This window comes from Streptomyces sp. NPDC086549, assembly GCF_044746205.1.
GTDB lineage: Bacteria > Actinomycetota > Actinomycetes > Streptomycetales > Streptomycetaceae > Streptomyces.
This window is the reverse complement of record NZ_JBIVBS010000002.1, coordinates 771,540-793,871: the sequence shown is the minus strand read 5'-3', so window position 1 is coordinate 793,871 and position 22,332 is coordinate 771,540. Positions and strand designations below refer to the sequence as shown.

At 71.2% G+C, this 22,332-nt stretch carries 24 protein-coding genes; 7 read left to right on the top strand and 17 right to left on the bottom strand.

Features of this window, described 5'->3' with window-relative positions:
• Positions 1 to 602: 602 nt before the first annotated feature.
• From ACIPSA_RS10260 to ACIPSA_RS10220, 9 genes are all read right to left on the bottom strand, one after another.
• Positions 603 to 1,310: an ester cyclase gene (locus ACIPSA_RS10260; protein WP_402631352.1), complete on the bottom strand. Its 708-nt coding sequence runs from the start codon at positions 1,308 to 1,310 to the stop codon at positions 603 to 605.
• 70 nt (positions 1,311 to 1,380) lie between these two features.
• Positions 1,381 to 1,584: an acyl-CoA carboxylase subunit epsilon gene (locus ACIPSA_RS10255; protein ID WP_402631349.1), complete on the bottom strand. Its 204-nt coding sequence runs from the start codon at positions 1,582 to 1,584 to the stop codon at positions 1,381 to 1,383.
• Entirely contained in the window at positions 1,581 to 3,200 is a 1,620-nt protein-coding gene (locus tag ACIPSA_RS10250; RefSeq protein WP_402631346.1) for an acyl-CoA carboxylase subunit beta, read from the bottom strand. The genes ACIPSA_RS10255 and ACIPSA_RS10250 overlap by 4 nt, the downstream gene beginning before the upstream one ends.
• A gap of 40 nt (positions 3,201 to 3,240) precedes the next feature.
• A complete protein-coding gene (locus tag ACIPSA_RS10245) occupies positions 3,241 to 4,794 on the bottom strand; it encodes an FAD-binding oxidoreductase (protein WP_402631343.1) in 1,554 nt (517 codons plus the stop codon).
• On the bottom strand, positions 4,791 to 5,120 hold the full coding sequence (locus ACIPSA_RS10240; RefSeq protein WP_402631340.1) for a YciI family protein: 330 nt from the start codon (positions 5,118 to 5,120) through the stop codon (positions 4,791 to 4,793). Before ACIPSA_RS10240 ends, ACIPSA_RS10245 begins: the two co-directional genes overlap by 4 nt.
• Before the next feature lie 129 nt (positions 5,121 to 5,249).
• Entirely contained in the window at positions 5,250 to 6,038 is a 789-nt protein-coding gene (locus ACIPSA_RS10235) for an AfsA-related hotdog domain-containing protein (RefSeq protein ID WP_402631337.1), read from the bottom strand.
• A gap of 42 nt (positions 6,039 to 6,080) precedes the next feature.
• Positions 6,081 to 6,359 carry an acyl carrier protein gene (locus tag ACIPSA_RS10230; protein WP_402631334.1) on the bottom strand — a complete coding sequence of 93 codons (279 nt, stop codon included), beginning with the start codon at positions 6,357 to 6,359 and terminating at the stop codon, positions 6,081 to 6,083.
• Positions 6,353 to 7,180 carry an SDR family NAD(P)-dependent oxidoreductase gene (locus ACIPSA_RS10225; RefSeq protein WP_402631331.1) on the bottom strand — a complete coding sequence of 276 codons (828 nt, stop codon included), beginning with the start codon at positions 7,178 to 7,180 and terminating at the stop codon, positions 6,353 to 6,355. Before ACIPSA_RS10225 ends, ACIPSA_RS10230 begins: the two co-directional genes overlap by 7 nt.
• Positions 7,177 to 8,523 carry a class I adenylate-forming enzyme family protein gene (locus ACIPSA_RS10220; protein WP_402631328.1) on the bottom strand — a complete coding sequence of 449 codons (1,347 nt, stop codon included), beginning with the start codon at positions 8,521 to 8,523 and terminating at the stop codon, positions 7,177 to 7,179. The genes ACIPSA_RS10225 and ACIPSA_RS10220 overlap by 4 nt, the downstream gene beginning before the upstream one ends.
• Before the next feature lie 372 nt (positions 8,524 to 8,895).
• Here ACIPSA_RS10220 and ACIPSA_RS10215 point away from each other — a divergent pair, with 372 nt between their 5' ends.
• Positions 8,896 to 9,558: a 4'-phosphopantetheinyl transferase gene (locus ACIPSA_RS10215; RefSeq protein ID WP_402631325.1), complete on the top strand. Its 663-nt coding sequence runs from the start codon at positions 8,896 to 8,898 to the stop codon at positions 9,556 to 9,558.
• 90 nt (positions 9,559 to 9,648) lie between these two features.
• Here ACIPSA_RS10215 and ACIPSA_RS10210 read toward each other — a convergent pair whose 3' ends face one another.
• From ACIPSA_RS10210 to ACIPSA_RS10200, 3 genes are all read right to left on the bottom strand, one after another.
• Positions 9,649 to 10,395: an HAD family hydrolase gene (locus ACIPSA_RS10210; protein WP_402631323.1), complete on the bottom strand. Its 747-nt coding sequence runs from the start codon at positions 10,393 to 10,395 to the stop codon at positions 9,649 to 9,651.
• Positions 10,396 to 10,403: 8 nt separating this feature from the next.
• Complete coding sequence (locus tag ACIPSA_RS10205; protein ID WP_402631320.1) at positions 10,404 to 11,204, bottom strand: response regulator transcription factor; 801 nt, start codon at positions 11,202 to 11,204, stop codon at positions 10,404 to 10,406.
• An 888-nt stretch (positions 11,205 to 12,092) separates the two neighbouring features.
• The gene (locus ACIPSA_RS10200) at positions 12,093 to 12,692 is read right to left on the bottom strand and encodes a TetR family transcriptional regulator (RefSeq protein WP_402631317.1); all 600 of its coding nucleotides are present in this window, start codon (positions 12,690 to 12,692) and stop codon (positions 12,093 to 12,095) included.
• 218 nt (positions 12,693 to 12,910) lie between these two features.
• Here ACIPSA_RS10200 and ACIPSA_RS10195 point away from each other — a divergent pair, with 218 nt between their 5' ends.
• The 3 genes from ACIPSA_RS10195 (at position 12,911) to ACIPSA_RS10185 (ending at position 15,321) form a co-directional block, all read left to right on the top strand.
• Entirely contained in the window at positions 12,911 to 13,225 is a 315-nt protein-coding gene (locus ACIPSA_RS10195) for a hypothetical protein (RefSeq protein WP_402631314.1), read from the top strand.
• Positions 13,226 to 13,462: 237 nt separating this feature from the next.
• Positions 13,463 to 14,599, top strand: coding sequence for a sensor histidine kinase (locus ACIPSA_RS10190; RefSeq protein WP_402631311.1), 1,137 nt, complete (start codon positions 13,463 to 13,465; stop codon positions 14,597 to 14,599).
• The gene (locus ACIPSA_RS10185) at positions 14,596 to 15,321 is read left to right on the top strand and encodes a response regulator (protein WP_402631308.1); all 726 of its coding nucleotides are present in this window, start codon (positions 14,596 to 14,598) and stop codon (positions 15,319 to 15,321) included. The genes ACIPSA_RS10190 and ACIPSA_RS10185 overlap by 4 nt, the downstream gene beginning before the upstream one ends.
• A gap of 104 nt (positions 15,322 to 15,425) precedes the next feature.
• Here the strand turns inward: ACIPSA_RS10185 and ACIPSA_RS10180 are convergent, their stop codons facing one another.
• From ACIPSA_RS10180 to ACIPSA_RS10165, 4 genes are all read right to left on the bottom strand, one after another.
• Complete coding sequence (locus ACIPSA_RS10180; RefSeq protein WP_402631305.1) at positions 15,426 to 16,469, bottom strand: UbiA family prenyltransferase; 1,044 nt, start codon at positions 16,467 to 16,469, stop codon at positions 15,426 to 15,428.
• Positions 16,470 to 16,594: 125 nt separating this feature from the next.
• Entirely contained in the window at positions 16,595 to 17,176 is a 582-nt protein-coding gene (locus tag ACIPSA_RS10175; RefSeq protein WP_402631302.1) for a DUF2165 family protein, read from the bottom strand.
• 203 nt (positions 17,177 to 17,379) lie between these two features.
• Complete coding sequence (locus ACIPSA_RS10170; RefSeq protein WP_402631299.1) at positions 17,380 to 18,153, bottom strand: SDR family NAD(P)-dependent oxidoreductase; 774 nt, start codon at positions 18,151 to 18,153, stop codon at positions 17,380 to 17,382.
• A gap of 134 nt (positions 18,154 to 18,287) precedes the next feature.
• Complete coding sequence (locus tag ACIPSA_RS10165) at positions 18,288 to 18,980, bottom strand: MOSC domain-containing protein (protein ID WP_402631748.1); 693 nt, start codon at positions 18,978 to 18,980, stop codon at positions 18,288 to 18,290.
• Positions 18,981 to 19,093: 113 nt separating this feature from the next.
• Here ACIPSA_RS10165 and ACIPSA_RS10160 point away from each other — a divergent pair, with 113 nt between their 5' ends.
• Positions 19,094 to 19,993: a LysR family transcriptional regulator gene (locus ACIPSA_RS10160; protein WP_402631296.1), complete on the top strand. Its 900-nt coding sequence runs from the start codon at positions 19,094 to 19,096 to the stop codon at positions 19,991 to 19,993.
• Positions 19,994 to 20,058: 65 nt separating this feature from the next.
• On the opposite strand, the gene ACIPSA_RS10155 is transcribed toward ACIPSA_RS10160, so the two are convergent.
• Entirely contained in the window at positions 20,059 to 20,388 is a 330-nt protein-coding gene (locus ACIPSA_RS10155; RefSeq protein WP_384471377.1) for a WhiB family transcriptional regulator, read from the bottom strand.
• A gap of 381 nt (positions 20,389 to 20,769) precedes the next feature.
• On the opposite strand from ACIPSA_RS10155, the gene ACIPSA_RS10150 reads away from it, so the two are divergent.
• Both ACIPSA_RS10150 and ACIPSA_RS10145 read left to right on the top strand, forming a co-directional pair.
• Positions 20,770 to 21,381, top strand: a complete 612-nt coding sequence (locus ACIPSA_RS10150; RefSeq protein WP_003948568.1) for a response regulator transcription factor — start codon at positions 20,770 to 20,772, stop codon at positions 21,379 to 21,381.
• Between the two features lie 266 nt (positions 21,382 to 21,647).
• The gene (locus ACIPSA_RS10145) at positions 21,648 to 22,232 is read left to right on the top strand and encodes a sigma-70 family RNA polymerase sigma factor (RefSeq protein WP_402631293.1); all 585 of its coding nucleotides are present in this window, start codon (positions 21,648 to 21,650) and stop codon (positions 22,230 to 22,232) included.
• Positions 22,233 to 22,332: the final 100 nt, after the last annotated feature.

Sequence of the window (22,332 nt, the reverse complement as noted above, 5' to 3'; positions counted from 1 at the left end):
TGACAACAGCACAGCCGAGGCCCGGCACCCCCGAGGGGTGCCGGGCCTTCGTGCTGCCGTCTCCGATCCTGCCGAGCGGGGCGGCACGGCCGATGTCCCGCTCGGCGGTCGGTCGCGGCGGATCAGCTCCGGATCGATCCTGCGGCCGACCAGCGTCAGTGAGCCCGCCGCCGCGACCGCCACGACTCCGGCCGCCGCCAGGAACAACAGCGGGACGCCGGCGACGTCCCAGCGGATCGCGCCGCCACCGGTGATCAGGTAGCTGGACTCGGCGAGCTTCCCCGTGGTGACGGCCAGCACGAGACCGAGCGTGAGGGGCAGCACGACCTGGAGACACCGCACGGTCCTCATGGTCCGGGTCCGTGCCCCGATCAGTACTCGGACGCTGCCCATCCACTGACCGCCGTGGCGCTGGTGCCGCACGCCAGGACACGCCAGGCGTCGGGAGTCCAGGCGAAGATCGCCTCCTGGCCGCAGCGGCGTCCCAGAACGAGCGCCGCGGTATCGCTCAGGCCGACGACGGCGATCGAAGAAGCCCCCGTCCCGGAACTGAAGGAACCGGAACGGGGGCTCTTCCCTCGCGGGCGATTCGGAGTGGCTCCTCAGTTCTCCAGCGCGTCCAGCGCTCCCAGCTGCGTCATCAGCCCGAGCAGGTCGTACTCCCACCAGCCCTCGGCGATCTTCCCGTCCTCGCCGAACCGGAAGATGGTCGAACCCGTCATGGTCACCTGTTGCCCGCTGCCCGGGATCCCCATGAAGTCGCCCCGGTGCACGCCGGTCCAGGTCCAGCGGGTGCACACCCGGTCGCCCTGGCAGATCTGGTCCTCGACGACGAAGCCGAGGTCGAAAGCGCTCCGCCACATCCCGAGCCCGCGCCGCATCGCGTCCATGCCGATGTTGTCCTGCTCGTCCGCGGGATCGTGGTCGTGGTAGTTCTCGGTCAGCAGGCTGTCCAGTGGCGGGAGTTCGCCGGGCAGCGCGATCGTCTCGAAGAACCGGCGCGCGGTCGCCGCGTACAACTGCTCGTCGCGCACGACGTCCAGGTCCGTGAACGTCGGCAGCTCGTCGCAGAGGGCGACCATCTCCTGGAAGATCTTGTCGGTCTCCGGCAGGTTCGAGTTCCGCATCGCCTCCTCGTACGAAGGGAACTCGACGATCTCTATCAAGTGCGACGCGTCGGACCGGTCCTTGGCGATGACGCTGTGCGTCGCGGTCCGCTTCCCCTTGGTCTGCTCGACCCATGTGTCCAACAGCCGGTTCATCTCGTCGAACTGGCTGGTCTTGCAGTCGATCAGCTGTACGAACGTCATGTTGCCTCCGGTCCCCTGGTCCGGTTCCCTCAGACCCATTTTCCCACCGGAACGCCGCGATGGCCTGCGCTCATGCGGTCCGCCGCCAGATGCCGGCCGGGCGGTGCGTGCGGCCCGCGTGGGCCCAGGCGGCAGGCCGGACGATGTCGGCGGGCAGGCCACCCACGCGCCGGCGCGTCAGGCTGCGCAGGACGACCAGAAGGGCGGCGAGCTCCTCGGGGGTCGGCTCGCCGGACAGGACCCGGATGCCATCGATACCGTCGGTGCCGCTCATGCCGGCTGATTCCCGTGCTTGCGGTGCGGCAGCGGCGCGCTCTTCGTGCGCAGCATCCGCAGCCCCGAGGCGAGGACGGCCCGCGTGGCCTGCGGGGCGATGACGTCGTCGACCAGTCCGCGCTCGGCGGCGTAGTACGGATGCATCAGTGCCTCGCGGTACTCGGCCACGCGCCGCGCCCGGGTCGCCTCAGGATCGTCGGCCGCGCCGATCTCGCGGCGGAAGATGACGTTCGCGGCACCCTCCGCGCCCATCACGGCGATCTCGTTGGCGGGCCACGCGTACGACAGGTCCGCGCCGATGGAACGCGAGTCCATGACGATGTACGCCCCGCCGTACGCCTTGCGCACGATCACCTGGATCCGGGGGACGGTCGCGTTGCAGTACGCGTACAGGAGCTTGGCGCCGTGCCGGATGATGCCGCCGTGCTCCTGCTCCACGCCGGGCAGGAAGCCGGGCACGTCGACCAGCGACACCACCGGGATGTTGAAGGCGTCGCACAACTGCACGAACCGCGCGGCCTTTTCACTGGCATGGATGTCGAGCACCCCGGCGAGCACCAGCGGCTGATTGGCCACGATGCCGACCGGGCGGCCCTCGATGCGGCCGAGCGCGCAGATGACGTTGCCCGCCCAGCGCTCCTGGACCTCCAGGAACTCGCCGTCGTCCACCACCTCCCCGACCACCCGTCGCATGTCGTACGGCTGGGCCGGGTCCGCGGGCACGATGTCCAGCAGTTCGGCGCAGGACCGGTCGGCCGGGTCGGGGCAGGGCGCCTCGGGCGGTGTCTCGGTGCTGTTCTGGGGGAGCAGGGAGAGCAGATAGCGGACCTCTTCGAGACAGGTCCGCTCGTCGTCGTACGCGAAGTGGGCGACACCTGACGTCTCGGCGTGCACGTCCGCGCCGCCGAGCCCGTTCTGGGTGACCTGTTCGCCGGTGACGGCCTGGATGACGTCGGGGCCGGTGATGAACATCTGGGACGTCTCGCGGACCATGAAGACGAAGTCGGTCAGCGCGGGCGAGTAGGCGGCGCCGCCCGCGCAGGGGCCGAGCATCACGCTGATCTGCGGGATGACCCCGCTGGCCTTCGTGTTGCGCTGGAAGATGCCGCCGTAGCCGGCGAGCGCGGTGACGCCCTCCTGGATGCGGGCGCCCGCGCCGTCGTTGAGGGACACCAGGGGAGCGCCTGCCGCCAGGGCCAGGTCCATGATCTTGTGGATCTTCGTCGCGTGCGCCTCGCCCAGTGCACCGCCGAAGATCCGGAAGTCGTGCGCGTACACGAAGACCGAACGGCCGTGGACCGTGCCCCAGCCGCCGATCACGCCGTCCGTGTGCGGACGTTTGTCCTCCATGCCGAAGCCGGTCGCCCGGTGCCGGCGCAGCGGCTCCAGTTCGCTGAACGTGCCCGGATCCAGCAGGAGTTCGATGCGCTCGCGGGCCGTCAGCTTGCCCTTGGCATGCTGTCGCCCGGTGGCGGCGGCGTCGCCCGCGACCACGCCCCCGCGCAGTCCCTCCAGTTCGGCGGTACGGGCCCGCAACGACGGCGGGACGGACGGGGCCGCGAACTCCTCTTCGAGCTCGGCCAGTTGGCTGCCGCTCAGGGTCTGCACGGACATGGTCGGTCTCCTTTCGGTACAGGTCTCGGGTGATGCCGGGTCACAGGCGCAGGCCGCGGTAGCGGCGGGGCCAGATGCCGTGGGCGCCGGGGGCCAGCACGCCCGCCGGATCGAGCGCGTCCTTGATCCGTTCGCCGAGCCGCCGGAGCGCGTGCCCGTGGAAGGCGTACGTCTCCGCGACCTGGTCCATCAGGGCCGGATGCGCGTGCCGTACGCCGAGCCCGGCCGCCGCCGCGTCCGCCACCAGGCGCTCGCACAAGGTCAGGGTGCGGGCCCGGTCGTCCGGGTCGCGGATGTCGAACACGACCGGCACGTGGTGGTGCAGCACCCGGCGGCCCACCACGAACGAGCCCAGATAGTCCTTGCCGGCCGACCGGACGAGTTTTCGCACCCGCGCGTACTGCGCCAGTGCGTCCGCGCCGGTGCCCGGCAGCACGGGCGTGACGGGGAGGTGCCCGCCGTGCGCCAGCCAGCCGTCGGCCGCGTCGCCCCACAGGCCGGGCGTGTCACGCCCGTCATCCGGCTCGCCGAGCCGCCAGCGCACCCCGGCGATCGGCGCCAGGGCCGCGCGCACGGCGGCCCATTGGGCGTGCACGACGGGACGGCTGCCGGCCACGGCACCGTACGCGTTCCAGTGGCCGAGCCGCAGGTCGGCCATGAGGGGTCCGAGGGCGCTGTCGGGCACCGGGCCCGGAGCGCCGGGGAGGGTGTCGCGGCACCGGCCCGCGGCGGCCGCGTCCAGCAGCAGGCCGCGCACGGTGGGCGACTCGGTGAGCGTGCCGTCGGCGCGCAACGTCCGCAGGGCGTCGACGAGCGGGCCGAGGTCCTCCGCCCGCGGTACGGAGACGGCGAAGGTGCGGCGGTGCGGCGGCGCGAGGCGGAGCCGGACGCCGAGTTTGGTGACGATCCCCAGGTTCAGCGGCGCGAACATCGTGTCGAAGGAGGGGCCGAAGCCGTAGGGCCACAGATGGGCGCAGCGCGAGGCGCGCAGGCCGCCCATCCCGCTGCGCACCAGGTCGCCGTCCGGCAGCACGACCTCCATCCCGCACCACAGCGCGGGCTCGTCCTCGTACGGGGTGAGGCCGCCGACGGCCAGGGCGTGGCCGACGACGCTGTCCCAGCCCAGGCCCACCGGGTCGACCCGGTACGGCAGCCCGCGTGCGGAGAGGTGGGCGGCGAGGTCGACGAAGGTGACGCCGGGCTCGACGACGGCATACCCGAAGGTCTCGTCGACCTCCAGCACCCGGTTCATCCGGCTCAGGTCGAGGACGACGGCGCCGGGGAGCCGGGGGGCCGCGCCGCCCAGCCCGGTGTTGCGGCCGGGCAGGGCGGGCGCGAGCGGCACTCCGAAGGTCCTGGCGACGTCCAGCACGCGCCGTACGTCGTCGACCGAGCCGGCCAGCAGCGCCGCGCTGGGGACGAAGTGACCGGGGCCGAGGACCGGCTGCGGGTCGTCGTAGCCGACGAGGGCGATGTCCTCGTCGGTCAGCACCCGGGAGTCGCCGAGCACCGCGCGGAACGCGGCGAGCGCCTCGGCGAACTCCCGGGGGCCGACACCGTGCGGGAGCCGGGGACCGCCGCTCAAGGAGGTCACGGCCGTCCTTCCGGGGTCCGTGCGGCCTCCTCCGCGAGCCGCACGGGGGAGCGCTGCGAGGGAGTGAACGCCTGGATGTCGATGCGTTCCCAGACGCCCGAGACGGCGAACGGGTCGGCGAAGGCGAATTCCTCCACCTGCTCCCGGTTCGCGGCCTCGACCACGATCAGGCTGCCGACCGCGGTGCTGCCGTCGGCGGCGACCAGGGGCCCGTAGAGCACCGGCCGCACCGGCGTGGCCCGCAGCCGGGCCGAGTGCGCGGGCCGCTGGGCCGCCCGCAGTTCGGCGGTGCCCGGCGCGTCGAGGCAGTGGATCGCCCACAGCATCTGTCTCTCCTCGGGTCGTGGGGGCAGGGGTCGTAGGGACAGGAGTTGTCTGGACAGGGGTTGTCGGGACAGGGGTAGCCGGGACGGGCAAGGACGGAGGTGAGCGGTGGCACGCGCAGCCGAGGGGTGTCAGGCCGCCCGGTCGCCGCTCATCGCCGGTACGGCCTGGTCACGCACCCGGGTCAGCTCGGAGACCACGGCCTGGCGGGCCGCGATCTTCTCCTGCTTGACGCTGAACTGCTCCGGGATCACCCGGTATTCGGCGTCGATCACACTGGCGAGCGTGTCGCCGTGGTGGATCGAGATCCGGCACTTGAAGACCGGTCCCACCGGGGTGCGGGTCAGCTCCAGCAGCTCGTACTGCAGTGTCGCGGCGAGCGGGAAGACGAAGCTGTGGAACGTGGAGCCGACCGAGCCGATGACGAACCGGGTGCGGTCCGGGCCGGTGACGTAGAACTGCTCGGTGACCACGGTCCAGAACTGCCGGGCGGCCTCCAGGAGCGTGATGGCCGGGATGTGCTGGCCGGTGAGATGGTCCTCCAGGACCTCGACACGCTCGTCGAGCACCAGGTCGGCGGCGAAACGGTTCTCGCCGATCTGGCCGACCGGCCCGATCAGTACGTTCTTGGCGTCGTGCTTGTGGGTGAGCCGCTGCTGGGCCCGCTCGGGCACCCCGGGCTTGGCGACCGTGACCGCCGGCGCGTGCCGGTCGGCCAGGGTGCGTATCTCCGCCAACTGCTCGTCGCTCAGGCCCTGTCCGATGCCGACCGTCAGGCCTTCCGGCACGTCGCCGGAGCGCAGCAGGGCCAGCAGGTCGGAGACGGGGACGGTGCCGCGGTTGGCGAGGAAGTCCTCGAAGCGGTCGCCGACGGCGATGACGGCATCGGGCGACATGGGCTGTGCCGTGGATCGTGACATGGGTCGGTCCCTCATCAGGTCGTGGTGGTGGACGGTCCGGGCTCAGACGGTGGCCGCGGCCAGGTTCGCCAGCGTCTCGATGTAGGCGTCGGTCAGCGCGCCCACCGTCCGCACGTCGGAGATCACGTAGTCCTCCTCGAACGGGTCGGCGCCGAACTCCATCTCCAGCTGGATGATCAGCCGGGCCAGCAGCAGCGAGTTGAGCCCGATCCGGGCCAGGGGCTCGTCCCCGGTGAGCAGGCGCACGGGCTTGCCGGCCTCCTTGAGCAGGGCGTTGATCTGCTCGTGGACGGTCGCGGTGATGTCGGTCGTGGTCAGCATGTGATTCCTCCGTCGACGACGATGGTCTGCCCCGTGATGAACGAGGCGTCGGGTGAGATGAGGTAGAGGACGGCGTCGGCGATCTCGTGGATGTCGCCGAGCCGGCCGAGCGGCGTACGCCGTTGGATGCGCTCCCGGTTCTGCTCCGTGACGCCGGACGTCATGTCGCTGTCGAAGAATCCGGGGACGATCGAGTTGACCCGGATGCCGAAGGCGCCGAGCTCCCGGGCGAGGCTCCGGCTGAATCCGTCGAGCCCCGCCTTGGTGGCGGAGTAGACGGCGACACCGCGGTAGCCGCGGATGGCGTTGATGGACGAGACGTTGAGGATCTGGCCGCCGCCCTGCTTCGTCATCGAGCGGGCGCAGGCGTGCGCGAGCGTGATCGGGGCGACCAGGTTGGCGGCGATCAGCGTCGAAGTCTGCTTCGCGGACGTGGTCAGGAACAGCTCCTGGTGCAGCACCGCCGCGTTGTTGATCAGCAGGTCCACGCGGCCGAAGCGGCGCCGCACCGTCCGGACGAACTCGCGCAACGAGTCGGGGTCGGTGAGGTCGGCGGCCTCCCACAGGAAGCGGTCCTCCGCGGTGACCTGAAGCTCCTTGACGAACTCGTTGGCCGACCTGCTGAACGTCGCCACCCGCCAGCCGTCCACGAGCAGCCGCTCGACCAGGAGCCGGCCGAGCCCCTTGCTGCCGCCGCTGATCACGGCGACGCGGTCGTCGTCCCCGGTCGCGGTCGCGGTCGCGGTCGCGGTCGTGGTCGTGGTCGTGGTCGCGGTCGCGGTCACGGCTCCGGTCCCGGTCGTCGGCTCGTGGGCGCTCATGCCGCGCTCCGGATCTTCTTGTACCGGTCGGAGTGCATGGGCGCGGCGGCGATCTCGACCAGGGCCGGCACCTTGTACGGCTCCAGGCGCTGCGCGCAGAACTCCCGCACCCGGCGCATGACGTCACGCCGGTCCTCGTCCTCGACCAGTTGCACGGTGGCCTTGACCACCATGCCGGTCACCGGGCTGGGCCGGCCGCTGACGGTGGCCTCGGCGATGTTGTCCAGCTGGAGCAGGACGCTCTCGACCTCGCTCGGGTAGACCTTCTCGCCGCCAACGTTGATGATCTCGGAGTTGCGGCCCAGGATCCGCACCCAGTCGCCGTCGACCTCGACGACGTCCTGCGTATTGAAGTAGCCCTCGTCGTCGAAGGGGGCCGGAGCGTTGAGATACCCCAGCATCGCCATCTCCGAGCGGATCCACAGGACGTTGTCGATGATCTTGTGGTCGAACCCGGAGTTGCCGAGCTTCAGCCACAGCGTGTCGTCACCCCGGGAGCGGGTGGGCAGGATGCCCAGCTCCGACAGGCCGTACGTCTGCTTCAGCCTGACCTCCGGCAGCGCCTGGGCCAGGCGGCGCAGCGTCTGCAGGGGCATCGGCTCGGTGCCGTAGGTGACGAGTGCGAGGGAGCCGGTGGCGTGCCGTTCGTGGGCGCCGGAGATCAGCACCATGTTCAGGAAGGTCGGCGTGGTGGGCAGGATCTCCACCCGGTGCTCGTCGATCGCCCGGAACACGGCGTCCGGCGTGCGCTCGGCCACCGTGATCACGGTGCCGCCCTGGCTCAGCGTGTGCAGCAGGGTGTTGACGCCGCCGATGTGGTCCAGGCTGAGGAAGGACAGGATGCGGCTCGGCCGGGTCGGCTCACCGTAGCGGCCGAGCACCTTCTCGAAGTCCAGCACCGAGGCTTTGCTGCGGCCTGTCGTACCGGAGCTGAACAGGACCAGGCCCGGATGCCCGGTGGCGCGCAGCTCCTCGTACAGCTCGTGCTCCGCGCCGCGCCCGGTGCGTTCGGCCCGGTGCCCGCCGCCGTTCGCGTCGACCTCGATCACCACCTCCACCTGCGCGACGTCCAGGAACTCCGCGCGCTTGGCGGCCGGGATCGCGCTGAGCGGTACGACGGCCGCGCCGCGCTCGATCAGCGCCAGCAGGCCGGCGCAGGCCTGCGGGGAGTAGGGGCCCTCAAGCGTGACGACCTCACCCGCAGTCACCTGGTGGCGGTCGAGGAAGCCGCGCCAGTCGTCGACGAGGCGCAGCAGCTCGTCGTAGCCGTGGGAGCGGCCGTCGAAGACGACGGCCTCGGCATTGCCGAAGGTTTTCAGCCGATCCAGGAAAGAATGGGGCATCGGGGTCTCCCGTTATTCAGTCGCGTTGTTCGACGGCGTTATTTCGGTCGCATTGTTCGTCGCGTTTTCCGGGCCGCGAATTCTCTTGATTCATTTCGATAGGAAAACTCTAGGTCGGTGTTGTTCCGGGTTGCAATCTGCCTTTTCCGGGACCTCGTACGGGGTGGCCGACCCGGCGTGGCCGTCCGGTGTGGCCGTCCGATGTGGGCTCTTGGGCATACCCGGACGGCTATGTAGCGGAAGAGGCATCGGACACGGCACCATCGGGACAGCGATTTGCTGTCATGACCTTGTCCTGGGATGGCAGTGGCCCGCCGCATCCGGCGGGCCCTGGTGCGCCTTTTCACGGCGCTTTTCCTCCCAGGAGAAGAAGTGATTCAGCAGATACTTCCGCCTGCCGTCGCCAGCGCCGCCACCACGGGCGACCTGCTCGACCTCCCGGTGTTCCCGGAGGAGGAGCCGTATCTGACGGATTCGGTGGAGCACCGACGGCGCGAATTCGTCACCACCCGGCGGTGCGCCCGTACGGCGATGACCGTGCTCGGGGTGCCGCCGGCCGCGGTCGGTTCGGGGCCCAAGGGGGAGCCGGAGTGGCCGGCCGGGGTGACGGGCAGCATGACGCACTGCGACGGCTACCGGGCGGCGGCCCTCTCGCACAGCCGCGAGTACCACTCCATCGGGATCGACGCCGAGCGCCACGAGCCGCTCTCCGAGGAGCTCGTCGGGTACATCACCGGCCCGGACGAGCGGGCCCACCTGCGCGAACTGGGGCGCAGCCACCCCGCGGTGCACTGGGCGACCGTGCTGTTCAGCGCGAAGGAGACGGTCTACAAGGCCTGGTACCCGCTTGCCCGACGCTGGCTCGGCTTCCGTGACGCCCGGCTCACCTTCGACCCGGACGCCGGAACATACACGGCGCGCCTGCTGGTGCCGGGGCCGCTGGTGGACGGAGTCCGCATCGCCTGGTTCACCGGCCACTGGGCGGTACGGGACGGCCTTGTCCTCACCGCGATCGCGGTGCGGCGCGCGCGGTGAGGGTCGGGCGAGTGGATGCGGTTCCGCCGTGTGGGTGCGGTCGGCCCCGATGGTCCTGCGGGTGACGGACCCGGGATTCCGGCGGAGCGCTCAGTGCCGTTCGGCCGCGGTCAGCAGCCGGGCGGCCGAGGCGTCCGGGGACGGCAGGCGTCCGGGGGTCGCGGGCAGGACGGGCCAGTCGAGCCGCTGGGCCTGTTCGAGCAGCACCCGGTCGCCGCCGACGACCACCGGGTTGCCCACCGAGCCGAGCATGTCCAGGTCGCTGGAGTGATCGCCGTAGCAGCTGCAGTCCGCGGCGGCCAGGCCGAGCTCCGCGACGGTCTCGCGCACGGCGTCGGCCTTGACCGAGCCGATCATCGGCCGTGCGACCTCGCCGGTCAGCCGTCCGTCGGCGTCCACCAGGGGTTCCGAGCACAGGATGCGGTGCGCGCCGAGATCCTCGGCGAGCGGCTCCAGACAGCCCCGGAAGGACCCGGAGACCAGGACCACCAGATGGCCCGCCTTGCGGTGCCGGGTGGCCGCGGCCCAGGCCGGGACGACGACGGCGGCGGATCCTCGGCGGTACTCCCGCCACCACTCCCGCCCGGCCTCCAGCAGGGCCTCGTACGGAATGCCGGCGAAGCGCCGGTAGTAGGCCCGGTTGATCTCCGAGCGGTGCACTCCGGAGGCCGCGGCCCGGTGCACGCCGGCCATGACGGCGTCGTAGCCGCTGCCGTCGTCGCCCTGCCGGGCCATCCAGAAACGCAGGAAGTGGAACATGCTCTTCGTGTTGACCAGGGTCTCGTCGACGTCGAAGAAGGCGGCGGGAGCGCCGTGGGAGGTGCTGTCGGGATTCATGGTGAGGCTCACCAGCCGTTCGTGGGGGAGGAGGCAACCGCCTGGCCGGTGGCCGACGGGACGGGGTGGACATCGCCGCCCTGCGAGGAGCGGTGGGCGGGGCGGGCGACGGGGCGCGCCGCCGCCGGGGCGCACAGGCCCTCGCGCAGGGCGCGGACCGTCGCCAGCGTGCGGTTGGGGCAGTTGAGCTTGGCGAGGATGCTGGCGACCAGGCGCTTCACACCGTGCTCCGAGATGTGCAGGCGGCGGGCGATCTGCTTGTTGCTGAGGCCCTCGACGAGATGCCCGAGTGCCTCGCGCTCCCGCGGGGTCAGCCGGGGCGGCACCGGAACGGCCCTGTGCGCGCCGCGTCCGCGCCCCGCGAGCTGGAGGAGATCGCGGGTGAGCGCGGCCGGTATGTGCACCTCGCCCTGGCCCATCGCGGTGAGCACCTTGTGCAGGTCCTCGATCTGGAGGCCGTCCGAGCAGAGCAGCGACGCCCCGGACAGGGACGCCACCCGGTCCAGGTCCACGGAGCCCAGGTCGGGCAGGAGCAGCAGCACGCGCACGCCGTAGGCGGCCACGCGGTGCAGTACGGAGTCGGGGTCCAGGTCAGTGCCCTCGGGGGCCACGATCAGCAGGTCGGTCGCCGGGTCGAGCACGGCGTCCACGGCGGACGTGAGGTCGGCGAAGGGGTGGCAGGCGGCGACCTCACGGAGGGACCTCAGCATGCCTTCGAGTCCGAAGCGCTGCAGGTCGTCGCGGATGGAGAAAACGATGTTCAAGGGCTGGGCGGCGACTGCCTCAAGAGCAGCCCGGTGCGGTGACATGGTGGCCTTACCTCCATGGGTCCTCTGGGTCCTCGGCGGTGCCCCCGTGGGCCTTCCACGCCGCAGACGCTAGAGCCGCCGGGACCCGCGCAGGGGGCCAGTGCCTCCAAGACGGGGGGCGTGCGGACCGAAAGTGGTAGGGGGATACCTCGGTCGCCGGATGTCCTGGGGGGAGACGGACGGGGATCGGCCGGGGGCGGTGTGGCTGGTGCCGGCGCGGGGTGGTGGACGGGGGCCGGGGCTGGTGCGGGTCCGGGTTCCGTTGCTGCGAGAGGAGGCGGGCGCAGGCCGGGCTGGGTGAGTCCCGGGGGGCGGCGTGGCTGGTGCCGGTGCCGGTGCCGGTGCGGGGTGGTCGGCGGGGCCGGAGCCGGTGCGGGTCCGGGTCCCGTTGCCCCGAGCGGAGACTGGCGCGGACCAGCGCAGGACGGCCCGGGAGCGGCACATCCGCGGCTCGGGCACCGGGGACGGCCACGGAACCCGGGACGGTGCGGGACCGCCGGGGCGAAGGCGTGCGGGAAACGGCGCCCGCGGCAGACGCCCGGCGGCGATGCGCGGCGTACTGGTGCCCGGAACCGGACCTCGGTCGACGGTACGCATCCGGTCGCGCAGACGCGGCACAGCCACCACCGGAAACCCGGTACCCGGACCCGGCGGCCGAGACAACAAGATCCTGCCCCACCTCGCAGCCATGGGCCCACCTCGCAGCCATGGGCCCGCGTCGGAGTCTCGGGCGGCCCCACTCGGAGTCACGGGCCCCGCCCCGGACCCGCCACCCCCACCCCGGACCCCCTGGCCCGCGACCTCCAGGCCCCCGCCCCCCAGGCCCCCGCCCCTGAACCCCAGGCCCCCGCCCCCGAACCCCAGGCCCCCGCCCCCGAACCCCCGGCGTCAGACTCCGGCCCGCACCCCCGCGACAGCGCGCCTCGCGAACTCCACCACGTACTCGCGCAGATCCACCTCGGGAGCGGCCCCGCCCAGGATCAACCGGGCCATCTGCGGCACCGCGTGCGGCCACACGGCCAGGCCGATCAAGGTCAGCAGCACGGGAGCGACCTCCGCGGACGCCTCCTCGCCCAGCGCCCGGGGGAGCCCCATGCTCACCGCGAGCGCGGCGACCTTGTCCTCGTAGTGACCGCGTCGGCTGTCCTCACCCGGCAGCACCTCGTTGCGGTAGTGCAGGCCCTCCCACAGCAGGAGCCGTACAAGCACGGGGTTGTCGCGGTGGAAGTCGTAGACCCGCCCCACGTAGTCGGCCGGATCGTCCCCGGCGTGCAGCGGCACGGCCTCGGCTACCTCGTCGAGGGCGCGCCCCACGACCGCGTCGAAGAGCTTCTGCTTGTTGCCGAAGTAGCCGTAGATGCGCTCCTTGTTGACCCCCGCGTTCGCGGCGATGCGGTCGACGCGCGCGCCGGCAATCCCGTGAGCTGCGAATTCTTCGGTCGCGGCAGCGAGCAGCCGCTCTTTGGTGTGGCCCGTGTCCCGTGTCATGACTCCAGGCTAGGCCGCCCGCCCCCGATTGCCAACCAACTAGATGGTTGACAACCAACTGGTTGGTTGATTTAGTTCTGGTGTCGCCGCGGGCAAGGCATCACAGCCCCGGCCCCAGGACTCAGCACCACCCGGCACCACCCGGCTCCAGGGCCGGCCGAGCAATCCAGCGATCCAGAAGTTCAGCAGCGCAGACGCCGACCGGATTGGAATCCGCCATGACCACCGTCGCTTCCCGCCCCGCCGAGACCGTCACTGCCGCGACGGCAGCCACCTCGCAGCCCCAGGCCCAGGCCCAGGTCCGGGCCGCGTCCCTGGCGCTGCCCTCCATCCACACCCGGTTCCTGTTCACCTGGCTGTCGGTCTTCTCGGCCCTCACCGCCGCGCAGCTCCTGATCGGCCCCTATGTCATGGGTCTGCCGATGCCGCTGCGCAACCTGATGGTCACCGGCATGGTCGTCCCGGCCGTGGTCTACGTCCTGCTCCCCACGCTCCTGAAGGTGCGCGCCACGGTGCTCCGCCGCCGCTCGTAACGTCGGCGCACAGGGACGGGCATTCGCACCCGGGCCCGTCAAGAAGCCATCCCCCGACAGGCCCGGCAGTCCCCCGCTGCCGGGCCTGTTTTCGTCTGCCATCCAGTTCTTTTTTCAAGTGAATTCCGGAGGGGCGCTTTTGCGCCACCTTCTGTCAAATCCCTGTCGATTAGGCTTACTCTGCACCCGGATCGGACGCCGTGGGGGTGGCTCTGGGCCACGGGGGAGGAGAACGTTTTGGGCGAATTCGTGGGCGGCCGGACCGACAGCAACGCCGACCGTCTCAACGCCGGCAGTATTTCCGCGCACCGCTTCAGGTCGTACGAGGACGCGGCCATCGCCGCCTACGCGGAACGCCTGCGCGCCATCAGCAGCCCGCTCGTCGGCGCCACCCAGGTGTGGCAACAGTGCGAGCTGCAGGCCCGTCGCATTTTCGCCGACTGTGCCGAGAGCCTCGCGCAGGGACGGACGACGGTCACCGACAGCCAGATCGCCGAGGTGTTCGACCTGGGTGGGATCCGCGTCCAGCAGAGCATTCACCTCACCCACTCGGTGCGCGCCGGCGTCATCCTTTTCGACACGGTGCTCGAATACCTGCTCAGGAGCATCGAGGGCGTCGGAGAGAACGATTCCGATCGCGTCAACGGGTACACCGTCGCCGTCCGTGCCCTGCAGCAGGGCATCGGCCGCCGCCTTGAGGTCGGCTCGATCGCGTACGACTCCTTCATGCTCGGCCGGGTGCGTGAGGTGCACGAACAGGGCCACCGCAAACTGGCCAGGGAGATCCACGACCAGGTCGGCAACTCGCTGAGCCTGGCAATGCGCCAACTGGAGCTGTACGAGGTCGAGCTGGGCCGGCAGGGCGGCGACATGCCCCGGACCGTACGGTCGGCCCAGGCGGCCATCCTGGAGACGCTCGCGCGGACCAGGGAACTCGTCACCGAACTGCGCCGCCCGTCCGTCTCCGGCTGCCTGGAAGAGGCGATCACCCAGTTCGTGGCCTCGATGGGTGGCTCAGTGGCCCCTGTCCGGGTGTGGGTGCGTGGCCTTGACGAATGGATTCCGGAGCCCGTGTCCGAAGAACTGTTCATCATGGTCCGCGAGTGCCTGCGCAACGCCTTCCGGCATGCGGAGGCGGGCAACATCGTGGTCCACATCGACATCGCACCGCACGAGATCCAGACCGAGATCATCGACGACGGCCTCGGCTTCGACGTCGCGAAGACCCGCGCGGGCGGCCGCGCGAACGGCCTGACCGGACTGCAGGAGCGGGCCGACCTGGTCGGCGGCACCCTGCACATCGACTCGGCGCGCGGTCGCGGGACTCACGTGACCATCTGGACACCCATCAAGGAAGGCCACAGCGTCCGTTGAGCGAGCACGACAGGCCCATGGCGGGCGGTGAGCGCGGCGACACCGTCCGCATCGTCGTCGCGGACGATCACACCTTGCTGCGTGAGGCCCTGTGCGACCTGCTGCGCACCGAGCCGGGATTCCAGGTGGTGGCCCAGGCGGGCAACGGCGAGGACGCCGTCCGGCTCGCCGCCGAACACCGCCCCGATGTCGTCCTGCTCGACATCGAGATGCCCCGCAACGACCCGCCGGTGACCGTCCGCAGACTTCTGGAGCGAGACCCCGGCCTGCGCATCATCGTGCTCAGCATGTACGACGGCCAGCAACTGGTGCAGGAGCTGCTGCGGCTGGGGGTCAGCGGCTATCTGCACAAGAGCGCCGGCCGCGAGACACTGGTCTCCGCCGTACGCGACGGCGACGGCGGCAGCGGGCGCACGGTCACGGTCTCCGTCTCGCCCGCGAGCCTGCGCCCCGAACCGGCCACACCCGAGGGCACCCTCTCCGAGCGCGAGGCCGAGGTTCTCGGCCTGGTCGCCCAGGCCATGAGCAACCGTCAGGTCGCCGTACGGCTCGGGATCGCCGAGGGCACCATCAAGCGCCACATGCGCAACATCTTCGCCAAGCTCGACGCGGTCTCCCGTATCGACGCCGTCAACAAGGCGGTCGAACGCCGGCTGATCCCCGCGCCGGGCCGCCTCCCCGCCGAACCCCGCTTCGGAGCGGGCCCGCGCCGCGGGTCCTGAGGGCAACTCGACGGCCTGGCGTGTCCGCGTCCCCACACCGGGAATCCGGGGAGACGCGTGCACACCAGGCCGGGGCGGGCGAACTCGAGCCGGGCGGTGACGACTTACGGCGTCGCCCAGCCGAGCCCCGCGAAGAGCGTCAGATGCACCAGATGCTGCGTCACCATGAAGGCACGGTACGGAGTGCGCCCCCTGGCCTCGTCCCCCCGGGTCGTGCGGCACAGGACCGCCACCGCGACCGCGCCGCCGAGCAGCACGCAGGCCGCCGGGCCCAGCAGCGTGGAACGGTGCACCGCCACGGCCGCGAATCCCCCGGCCACCAGAAGCGCGCCGACGGCTCCGGTGAGCCGCGCCGGCCCGTCGCCCCAGGCGGTGACCGAGCCGCGCCGCCCGGCTGCCGCGTCGCCCGCGACGTGCGAGAAGTCCTTGGTGACCGCGCCCACCGCGGCCATCCACAGCGACATCGCGCCGGCGACGGCGAGATCCGGTCCCGTGGGCAGCGTCCGTCCGGCGGCCGTCCACCCCGCCGCGTAGGTCAGCAGCCCCATCAGGAGCACCGAGCCGGAGGCTCCCCCAGCGGTTCGCTTCAGCTGGAACGGGGCCGCGGAGTAGGCGTATCCGAGCAGCAGGAACAGCAGGCCGTACGCGGTGAGCAGGGTGCTGCCGGTCGACAGCATCGCGATCACGGAACCGGCCGCGCAGAGCCAGGTCCACACCGCCGCGACCCCGGGCGGCAGCTCCCCCCGGGCGATGGGTCGCCCCGTCTTGTTGACCAGATCCTCGTGCACGTCGCACACCCCGTTGATGCCGTACGTGAACAGCGTGGCGAGCACCCAGCCGATCCCCGCCACGACCACGGGCGCCCCCAGACCCGAGAACCGTCCGCCGACCGCGAGGACCGCGCCGGCCAGAAAACGCATCAGAAAGATGAGTTGCACACTGGGGCGTGCTTCTTCGACGAAGAGACGGAAGGAGAGATCCTTCCGGGGAGCGCCGGTGGCGCCGGTGAGGCCGGTGAGTCCGGTGAGTCCGGTACGGCCGATCCCGCCGGTCGTCCCGCCGGTCGTCCCGCGGGCGCCGGAAAGAGGAACGATCTCCGTGCCGGTGTGCGTGAGCTGAGCGCTGAGTCGTGCGGTGTATACCCCCATGTCCGAGGACGGTAATGAACGCCGGACCGGACACACATGCCCCATCGGCGGTCCTTCCGGTACTCCTTTTGGGGAAGAGGGAGTATCGGACGGACCGCCGACGGGGGCGCTGGTCACCGGCTGGTTCACTGCTCCTTCTGCGCCCCGGTCACCGAGGGGAGATTGACCAGGAGCGCGGCCAGCAGACCGATGATCAGGCCGGTGAAGTGGACCTGCTGCGCGGCGCCGATGTAGATCCAGTAACCGAACCACATGCCGCCCGACAGGAAGAGCAGGAAGAGGCCGACGAACGCGGCCAGCGCCAGGTTGGTGTGCCGCGTGGCCGCGATGCCGGTCTGCACACCGCGCGCCCGGCGCACCTGCAGCACCGCAGCCCGGGCGAGCAGGGCGACCGTGAGGATCTCGTAGATGATGACGCCGATCAGGGCCGGTGCCGCCATCGAGTCCGGCATCGCCCGCCACTGCAGGCCGTTGCCGCGCACCGGGTCGTGGATCAGGTCGGTCATGGTCAGCATGCGGCTGATCAGCGCCCGGTTGGTGCCGAAGTCGTTCAGGTTGTTCAGCGTCACCAGTCCGAGCCACAGGGTGAGCCCGCTGAGCAGGAAGGCGTTGAACGCGGCGAGGCGCGAGCGCACCGCGAGGTCGGAACGGCCCGCGGGCGTGGTGGACGTGCCGCTGTGGGCTGTCTGGGCGGCAGTGAGCGCCATGGGAGTCTCCTCGAAGGTAGGGCGGGGCGGAGAGAGCGGAGAAAACCCGGGCGTCTTGCCAGTGGGCCGCCCGGTACGTCCTGACCCCTGTAGCCTGCCGCCGCCTGCCCAGCCCCGACAGCTCCCTCTTCGACCTGCCCGTCCGGCCTCACCGTCCGGCCCCGCACGCGATGACGTCCGCTGCCGACGGCCTCCCGGGCGGCCTACTGGGGCCCGTACTTACGCCCCGTTTTTGACGTGACCCCGCCGAGCAGCGCCCGCGGTGTCACCTTCACCAGCCCCATCAGCGCCTTGTAGCGCGGGTCCGGAATGGACAACGACTTCCCGCGCGCCAGATCGGCCAGCGCCGCCGCGACCAGCTTGTCCGCGTCCAGCCACATCCAGCCCGGGATGTTGTCCGTGCCCATCCCGGCCCGCTCGTGGAACTCGGTGCGCACGAAGCCGGGGCACAGCGCCATCAGGCGGACGCCCGTACCCGCCAGATCCTTGGCAGCACCCTGCGTGAACTGCACGACCCACGCCTTGGACGCCCCGTACGTACCCCGCGGGACGAACGCGGCCACCGACGCGACGTTCACGACCCCGCCGCGCCCGCGCTCCCGCATCGCCTCCGACGCCGCCGACGTCAGCCGCAGCACCGCCTCGCAGTGCACCTTCAGCATCCTCAGCTCGTCGGCCATCGACACGTCGAGATAGCGGCCCTTGTTGCCGAAGCCCGCGTTGTTGACCAGCAGGTCCACAGGGTTCCTGCGGTCCGCGAGCCGGGCGGCGACCGACTCGATGCCGGCGTCCTCGGCCAGGTCGGCCGCCAGCACCTCGGCCTCGATGCCGTGCCGGTCGTGCAGTTCGGTCGCCTGCTCGCGCAGCCGCTTGGAGTCCCGCGCCACCAGGACGAGGTTGTGCCCGTCAGCCGCCAGCCGCCGCGCGAACGCGGCGCCGATCCCCGCGGAAGATCCCGTAATCAGAGCCGTTGTCATGAACCAAGACTAGTTACCCGGACGGATCGCGTCCGCTCCGTGACGATGCGTCAGGCGCCCCGCCGCCACCCGTGCTTGCGCCCGTACTTCACGGGGTAAGGCACGGGGTGCTACCCGGGGTAATTACCGAGGTGCTACTCGGGGTAATTTCCGGGGTACTTCTCGGGGTACTTCGCCACGTACTTCCGCGCCTCCTCCAGCGCCTCCGGATGCAGGGCCGTGCCCGCGGCGAGCACGCGCGGCAGCAGCTCCCGCTCGGTCGTCTCCGCACGGAACTGCAGCGCCACCGTCACGTCGTGCTCCGGCCGGTGCACGATCTCCACCCGGTCGCCCCGCCGTATCTCGCCCGGCTCGATCACCCGCAGGTAGGCGCCCGGCGCACCCTTCCGCGTGAACCTCTTCACCCATCCCCCCTCGCCCAGATGAGCCTGGAAGGTACGGCACGGGATGCGTCCGCAGGTCACCTCCAGCACGACCTCGGAGCCGATGCGCCAGCGCTCGCCGATCAGGGCGCCGGACACGTCCAGGCCCTCGGTCGTCAGGTTCTCGCCGAAGGCGCCGTCGGGGAGGGGCCGCCCCAGCTCCCGCTCCCAGTCGTCGAGGTCCTCGCGCGCGACCGCGTACACCGCCTGGTCGTCGCCGCCGTGGTGGCGCAGGTCGCACACCGCGTCCCCGGCCAGCCCGCTCCCGCCGGTCCCCTTGGGGCCGGGTGCCGTCACCCGGACCGGCCCGTCCACGGGCCGCTTGTCGATGCCGGTCAGGCCCTCCGGCTGGTCCGTGTACGGCACGGCCCGGGGGCGGCCCACGTTCACCGAGAGAAGCTTCATGTCCTTCATGTCCGCACGGTACGTGAACTTCATGTCCGCACGGTACGTGCGCGGACCTCAAAGCATCGACGCGCTATCGGGTGGCACACCCAAGGCCGACTTATGATCGGAGGGTGATCGAGGCCCGTCATCTCCGCGTCCTGCGCGCCGTCGCCGCCACCGGCTCCTTCTCGGCGGCAGGGCGGGAACTGGGCTGCACCCAGCCAGCCGTCAGCCAGCAGATGAAGGCCCTGGAGGCCTCGGTCGGCACCCCGCTGGTGGTCCGCAGCGGCCGCGAGATGCGCCTGACCCAGGCCGGCGAGGCCCTCGTCCGGCACGCCTCCGGGATCCTCGCCGGGCTCACGGCCGCCGAGGAGGAGGTCGCCGCGATCGCCGGGCTGCGCGCGGGCCGGGTCCGGCTGGTCTCCTTTCCCAGCGGCAGCTCCACTCTCGTCCCCACCGCGCTCGCCGCCCTGCGCGCCGCGCACCCCGGCACCCGTGTCTCCCTGGAGGAGGCCGAGCCCCCGAAGTCCGTGGAGATGCTCCGCGAGGGCGACTGCGATGTGGCGCTCGCCTTCCGGTACGAGGGCGCGGCGGGCGCCGAGGAGTGGGACGACCTGGTCGTACGGGCGCTGCTGACGGACCGTCTCGTCGCCCTGGTGCCCGAACGGCACCGGCTCGCGCGAGCGGAGTCCGTCGCCATCGGGGAGCTGGCGGGGGAGCCCTGGATCGCGGGCTGTCCGCGCTGTCGCGGTCAGCTGGTGGAGGTGTGCGAGGGCGCTGGCTTCGCGCCCCGCATCGACTTCGCCACCGACGACTACCCGGCGGTGGTCGGTCTGGTGGGCGCGGGGCTCGGCGTCGCCGTCCTGCCCCAGCTCGCGATCGAGTCCGTACGGCCCAGAGGCGTGCGCACGGTGGCGCTGGAACCGGCGGTACGGCGGGAGATCGTCGCCCTCACGCTGCCGGACCTGGCCCAGGTGCCGGCGGTCGCGGCGACTCTGGAGCAGCTGGCGCGGGCGGCCCGCAGGCAGTGAGGAACGCGGCGCACGGGTGCGTGCCCCGGGCACGACGCTGCACAGGGATGTGAAGAAACGTTCCTTCAGGTGTTCGAGGCGGTGTCCCCGCTGGACGTGGAAGCCGACACGAGCCGGTTCCGTGCCCGCCCCATGAGCTCTTCGCGCTCGTCCTCGGTCAGGCCGCCCCACACTCCGTACGGCTCGCGCACCGCCAGCGCGTGCGCCGCGCACTCCGCACGGACCGGGCACCTCATGCAGACCTCCTTGGCCGAGTTCTCGCGAGCGCTCCGAGCCGCCCCGCGCTCGCCCTCCGGGTGGAAGAAGAGTGAGCTGTCGACCCCGCGGCAGGCGGCCAGGAGCTGCCAGTCCCACAGGTCCGCGTTCGGTCCGGGAAGGCGGGAGAAATCTGCCATTACGTGACCCCTTGTAGCCGTTCTGGGCGGATACGGTGCCAACGACCGTACATCTCCGGTCTAAGGAGATGAAAATATGACTCATTGCGAATCTAGCCCCAGACACCGTGAAACAGGAAGAAAATGGTCTAAATGGGGCATAGGTTGTGATGAAAAGTTGAGAGTCTGACGGGCATGTCTGCACCGTGTCCGCCCCCTCACATAGAGTGCCGAAGATGACGGGCGGCCCCGTAACTCTTTCGAGTGACCGTCGTTGAGAGGGCGGAGGCGGTTGAAAACACAAGCGCTCGGGCAGGCGTCCGAGACGGTCGACCGCACAGGTGACGATTCCGTACCAGCCTGGAGGCTCAAGGTGACGCGCATCAGCTGCGGAGGGCGGCCATGACATCCGTCCTCGTCTGCGACGACTCCCCGCTTGCCCGAGAGGCGCTCCGCCGCGCGGTCGCGACCGTGCCCGGCGTCGAGCGTGTGACGACGGCGGCCAACGGCGAGGAAGTCCTCCGCCGCTGGGGTGCCGACCGCTCGGACCTGATCCTGATGGACGTACGCATGCCCGGACTGGGCGGCGTCGAGACCGTGCGCCGGCTGCTGTCCGCGGACCCCGGCGCGCGCATCATCATGCTCACCGTCGCCGAGGACCTCGACGGCGTGGCCCTCGCGGTCGCCGCCGGTGCCCGTGGCTACCTGCACAAGGACGCCTCGCGCGCCGAGCTGCGCGCCACGGTGACCCAGGCCCTCGCCGACCCGACCTGGCGGCTCGCCCCGCGCCGGCTGCGCTCGGCCGAGATGGGCGCCGCGCCCACCCTCACCGCGCGCGAGATCCAGGTCCTGGAGGGCATGAGCCACGGCCGCTCCAACGCCGAGATCGGCCGCGAACTGTTCCTCTCCGAGGACACGGTGAAGACCCACGCCCGACGTCTGTTCAAGAAGCTCGGCGCCTCGGACCGTGCGCACGCGGTGGCGCTCGGGTTCCGGTGGGGACTGGTCCGGTAGGACGGTGAGCCGTAGCGGGGGTGCGGACAGTCCGGTGCTCCCCGCCTACCACAGGGTGGGCGGGGCCGAGAGGCCCCACCGGACGGCCGCTGCTCGTTTCGCCGCGGATGCCGCATCCTTGAGGTGTGGAGTCTCTCGGGGACGAGTCGGTCGAGCGGAAGGGGAGGGCGCAGGGGATGAGTGCCGGCGCACCTGCTCATAACGCTTCGGTGCACAACCACGAGCACGATGCCGCGGACCGGATGGCCGCAAGGCACCATGGACCGATGCGCGACGACGAGGCGGGCACGGCCCACGGGATCGGTGCCCTGGTGCATCGCGCCGTCGACGGGGACGAGCAGGCCACGCACGACCTGCTCGCCCATGTCCACCCCTTGGCGCTGCGCTACTGCCGAACCAGGCTGTCCCGGCTCCCGGGCGACGCGCGCCACTTCGTCGAGGACCTCGCTCAGGAGGTCTGCGTCGCGGTCCTGCTCGCCCTGCCGCGCTACCGGGACACGGGCCGCCCCTTCGAGGCGTTCGTCTTCGCCATCGCCTCGCACAAGGTCGCCGACCTCCAGCGGGCCGCGATGCGCCATCCGGGGTCGACGGCCGTCCCCTCGGACGAGATGCCGGAGCGTCCGGACGACTCCCTGGGTCCCGAGGAGCGCGCGCTGCTCAGCAGCGACGCCGAGTGGGCGAAGAAACTGCTGGCCAACCTGCCCGAGAACCAGCGCGAGCTGCTGCTGCTGCGGATCGCGGTGGGGTTGACCGCCGAGGAAACGGGTCAGATGTTGGGAATGTCACCCGGGGCTGTGCGGGTGGCTCAGCACAGGGCGCTGAGCAGGCTGCGGGCGCTGGCCGAGCAGTAACCCCCGCGTAGTAAGCCCCTTCTTTGAACAGGCGTGCCGCCCGTTCCGTACGAACATACGAAGCCTCATGTCACTCAGAACCGTGGAATGAGTGAGCCGC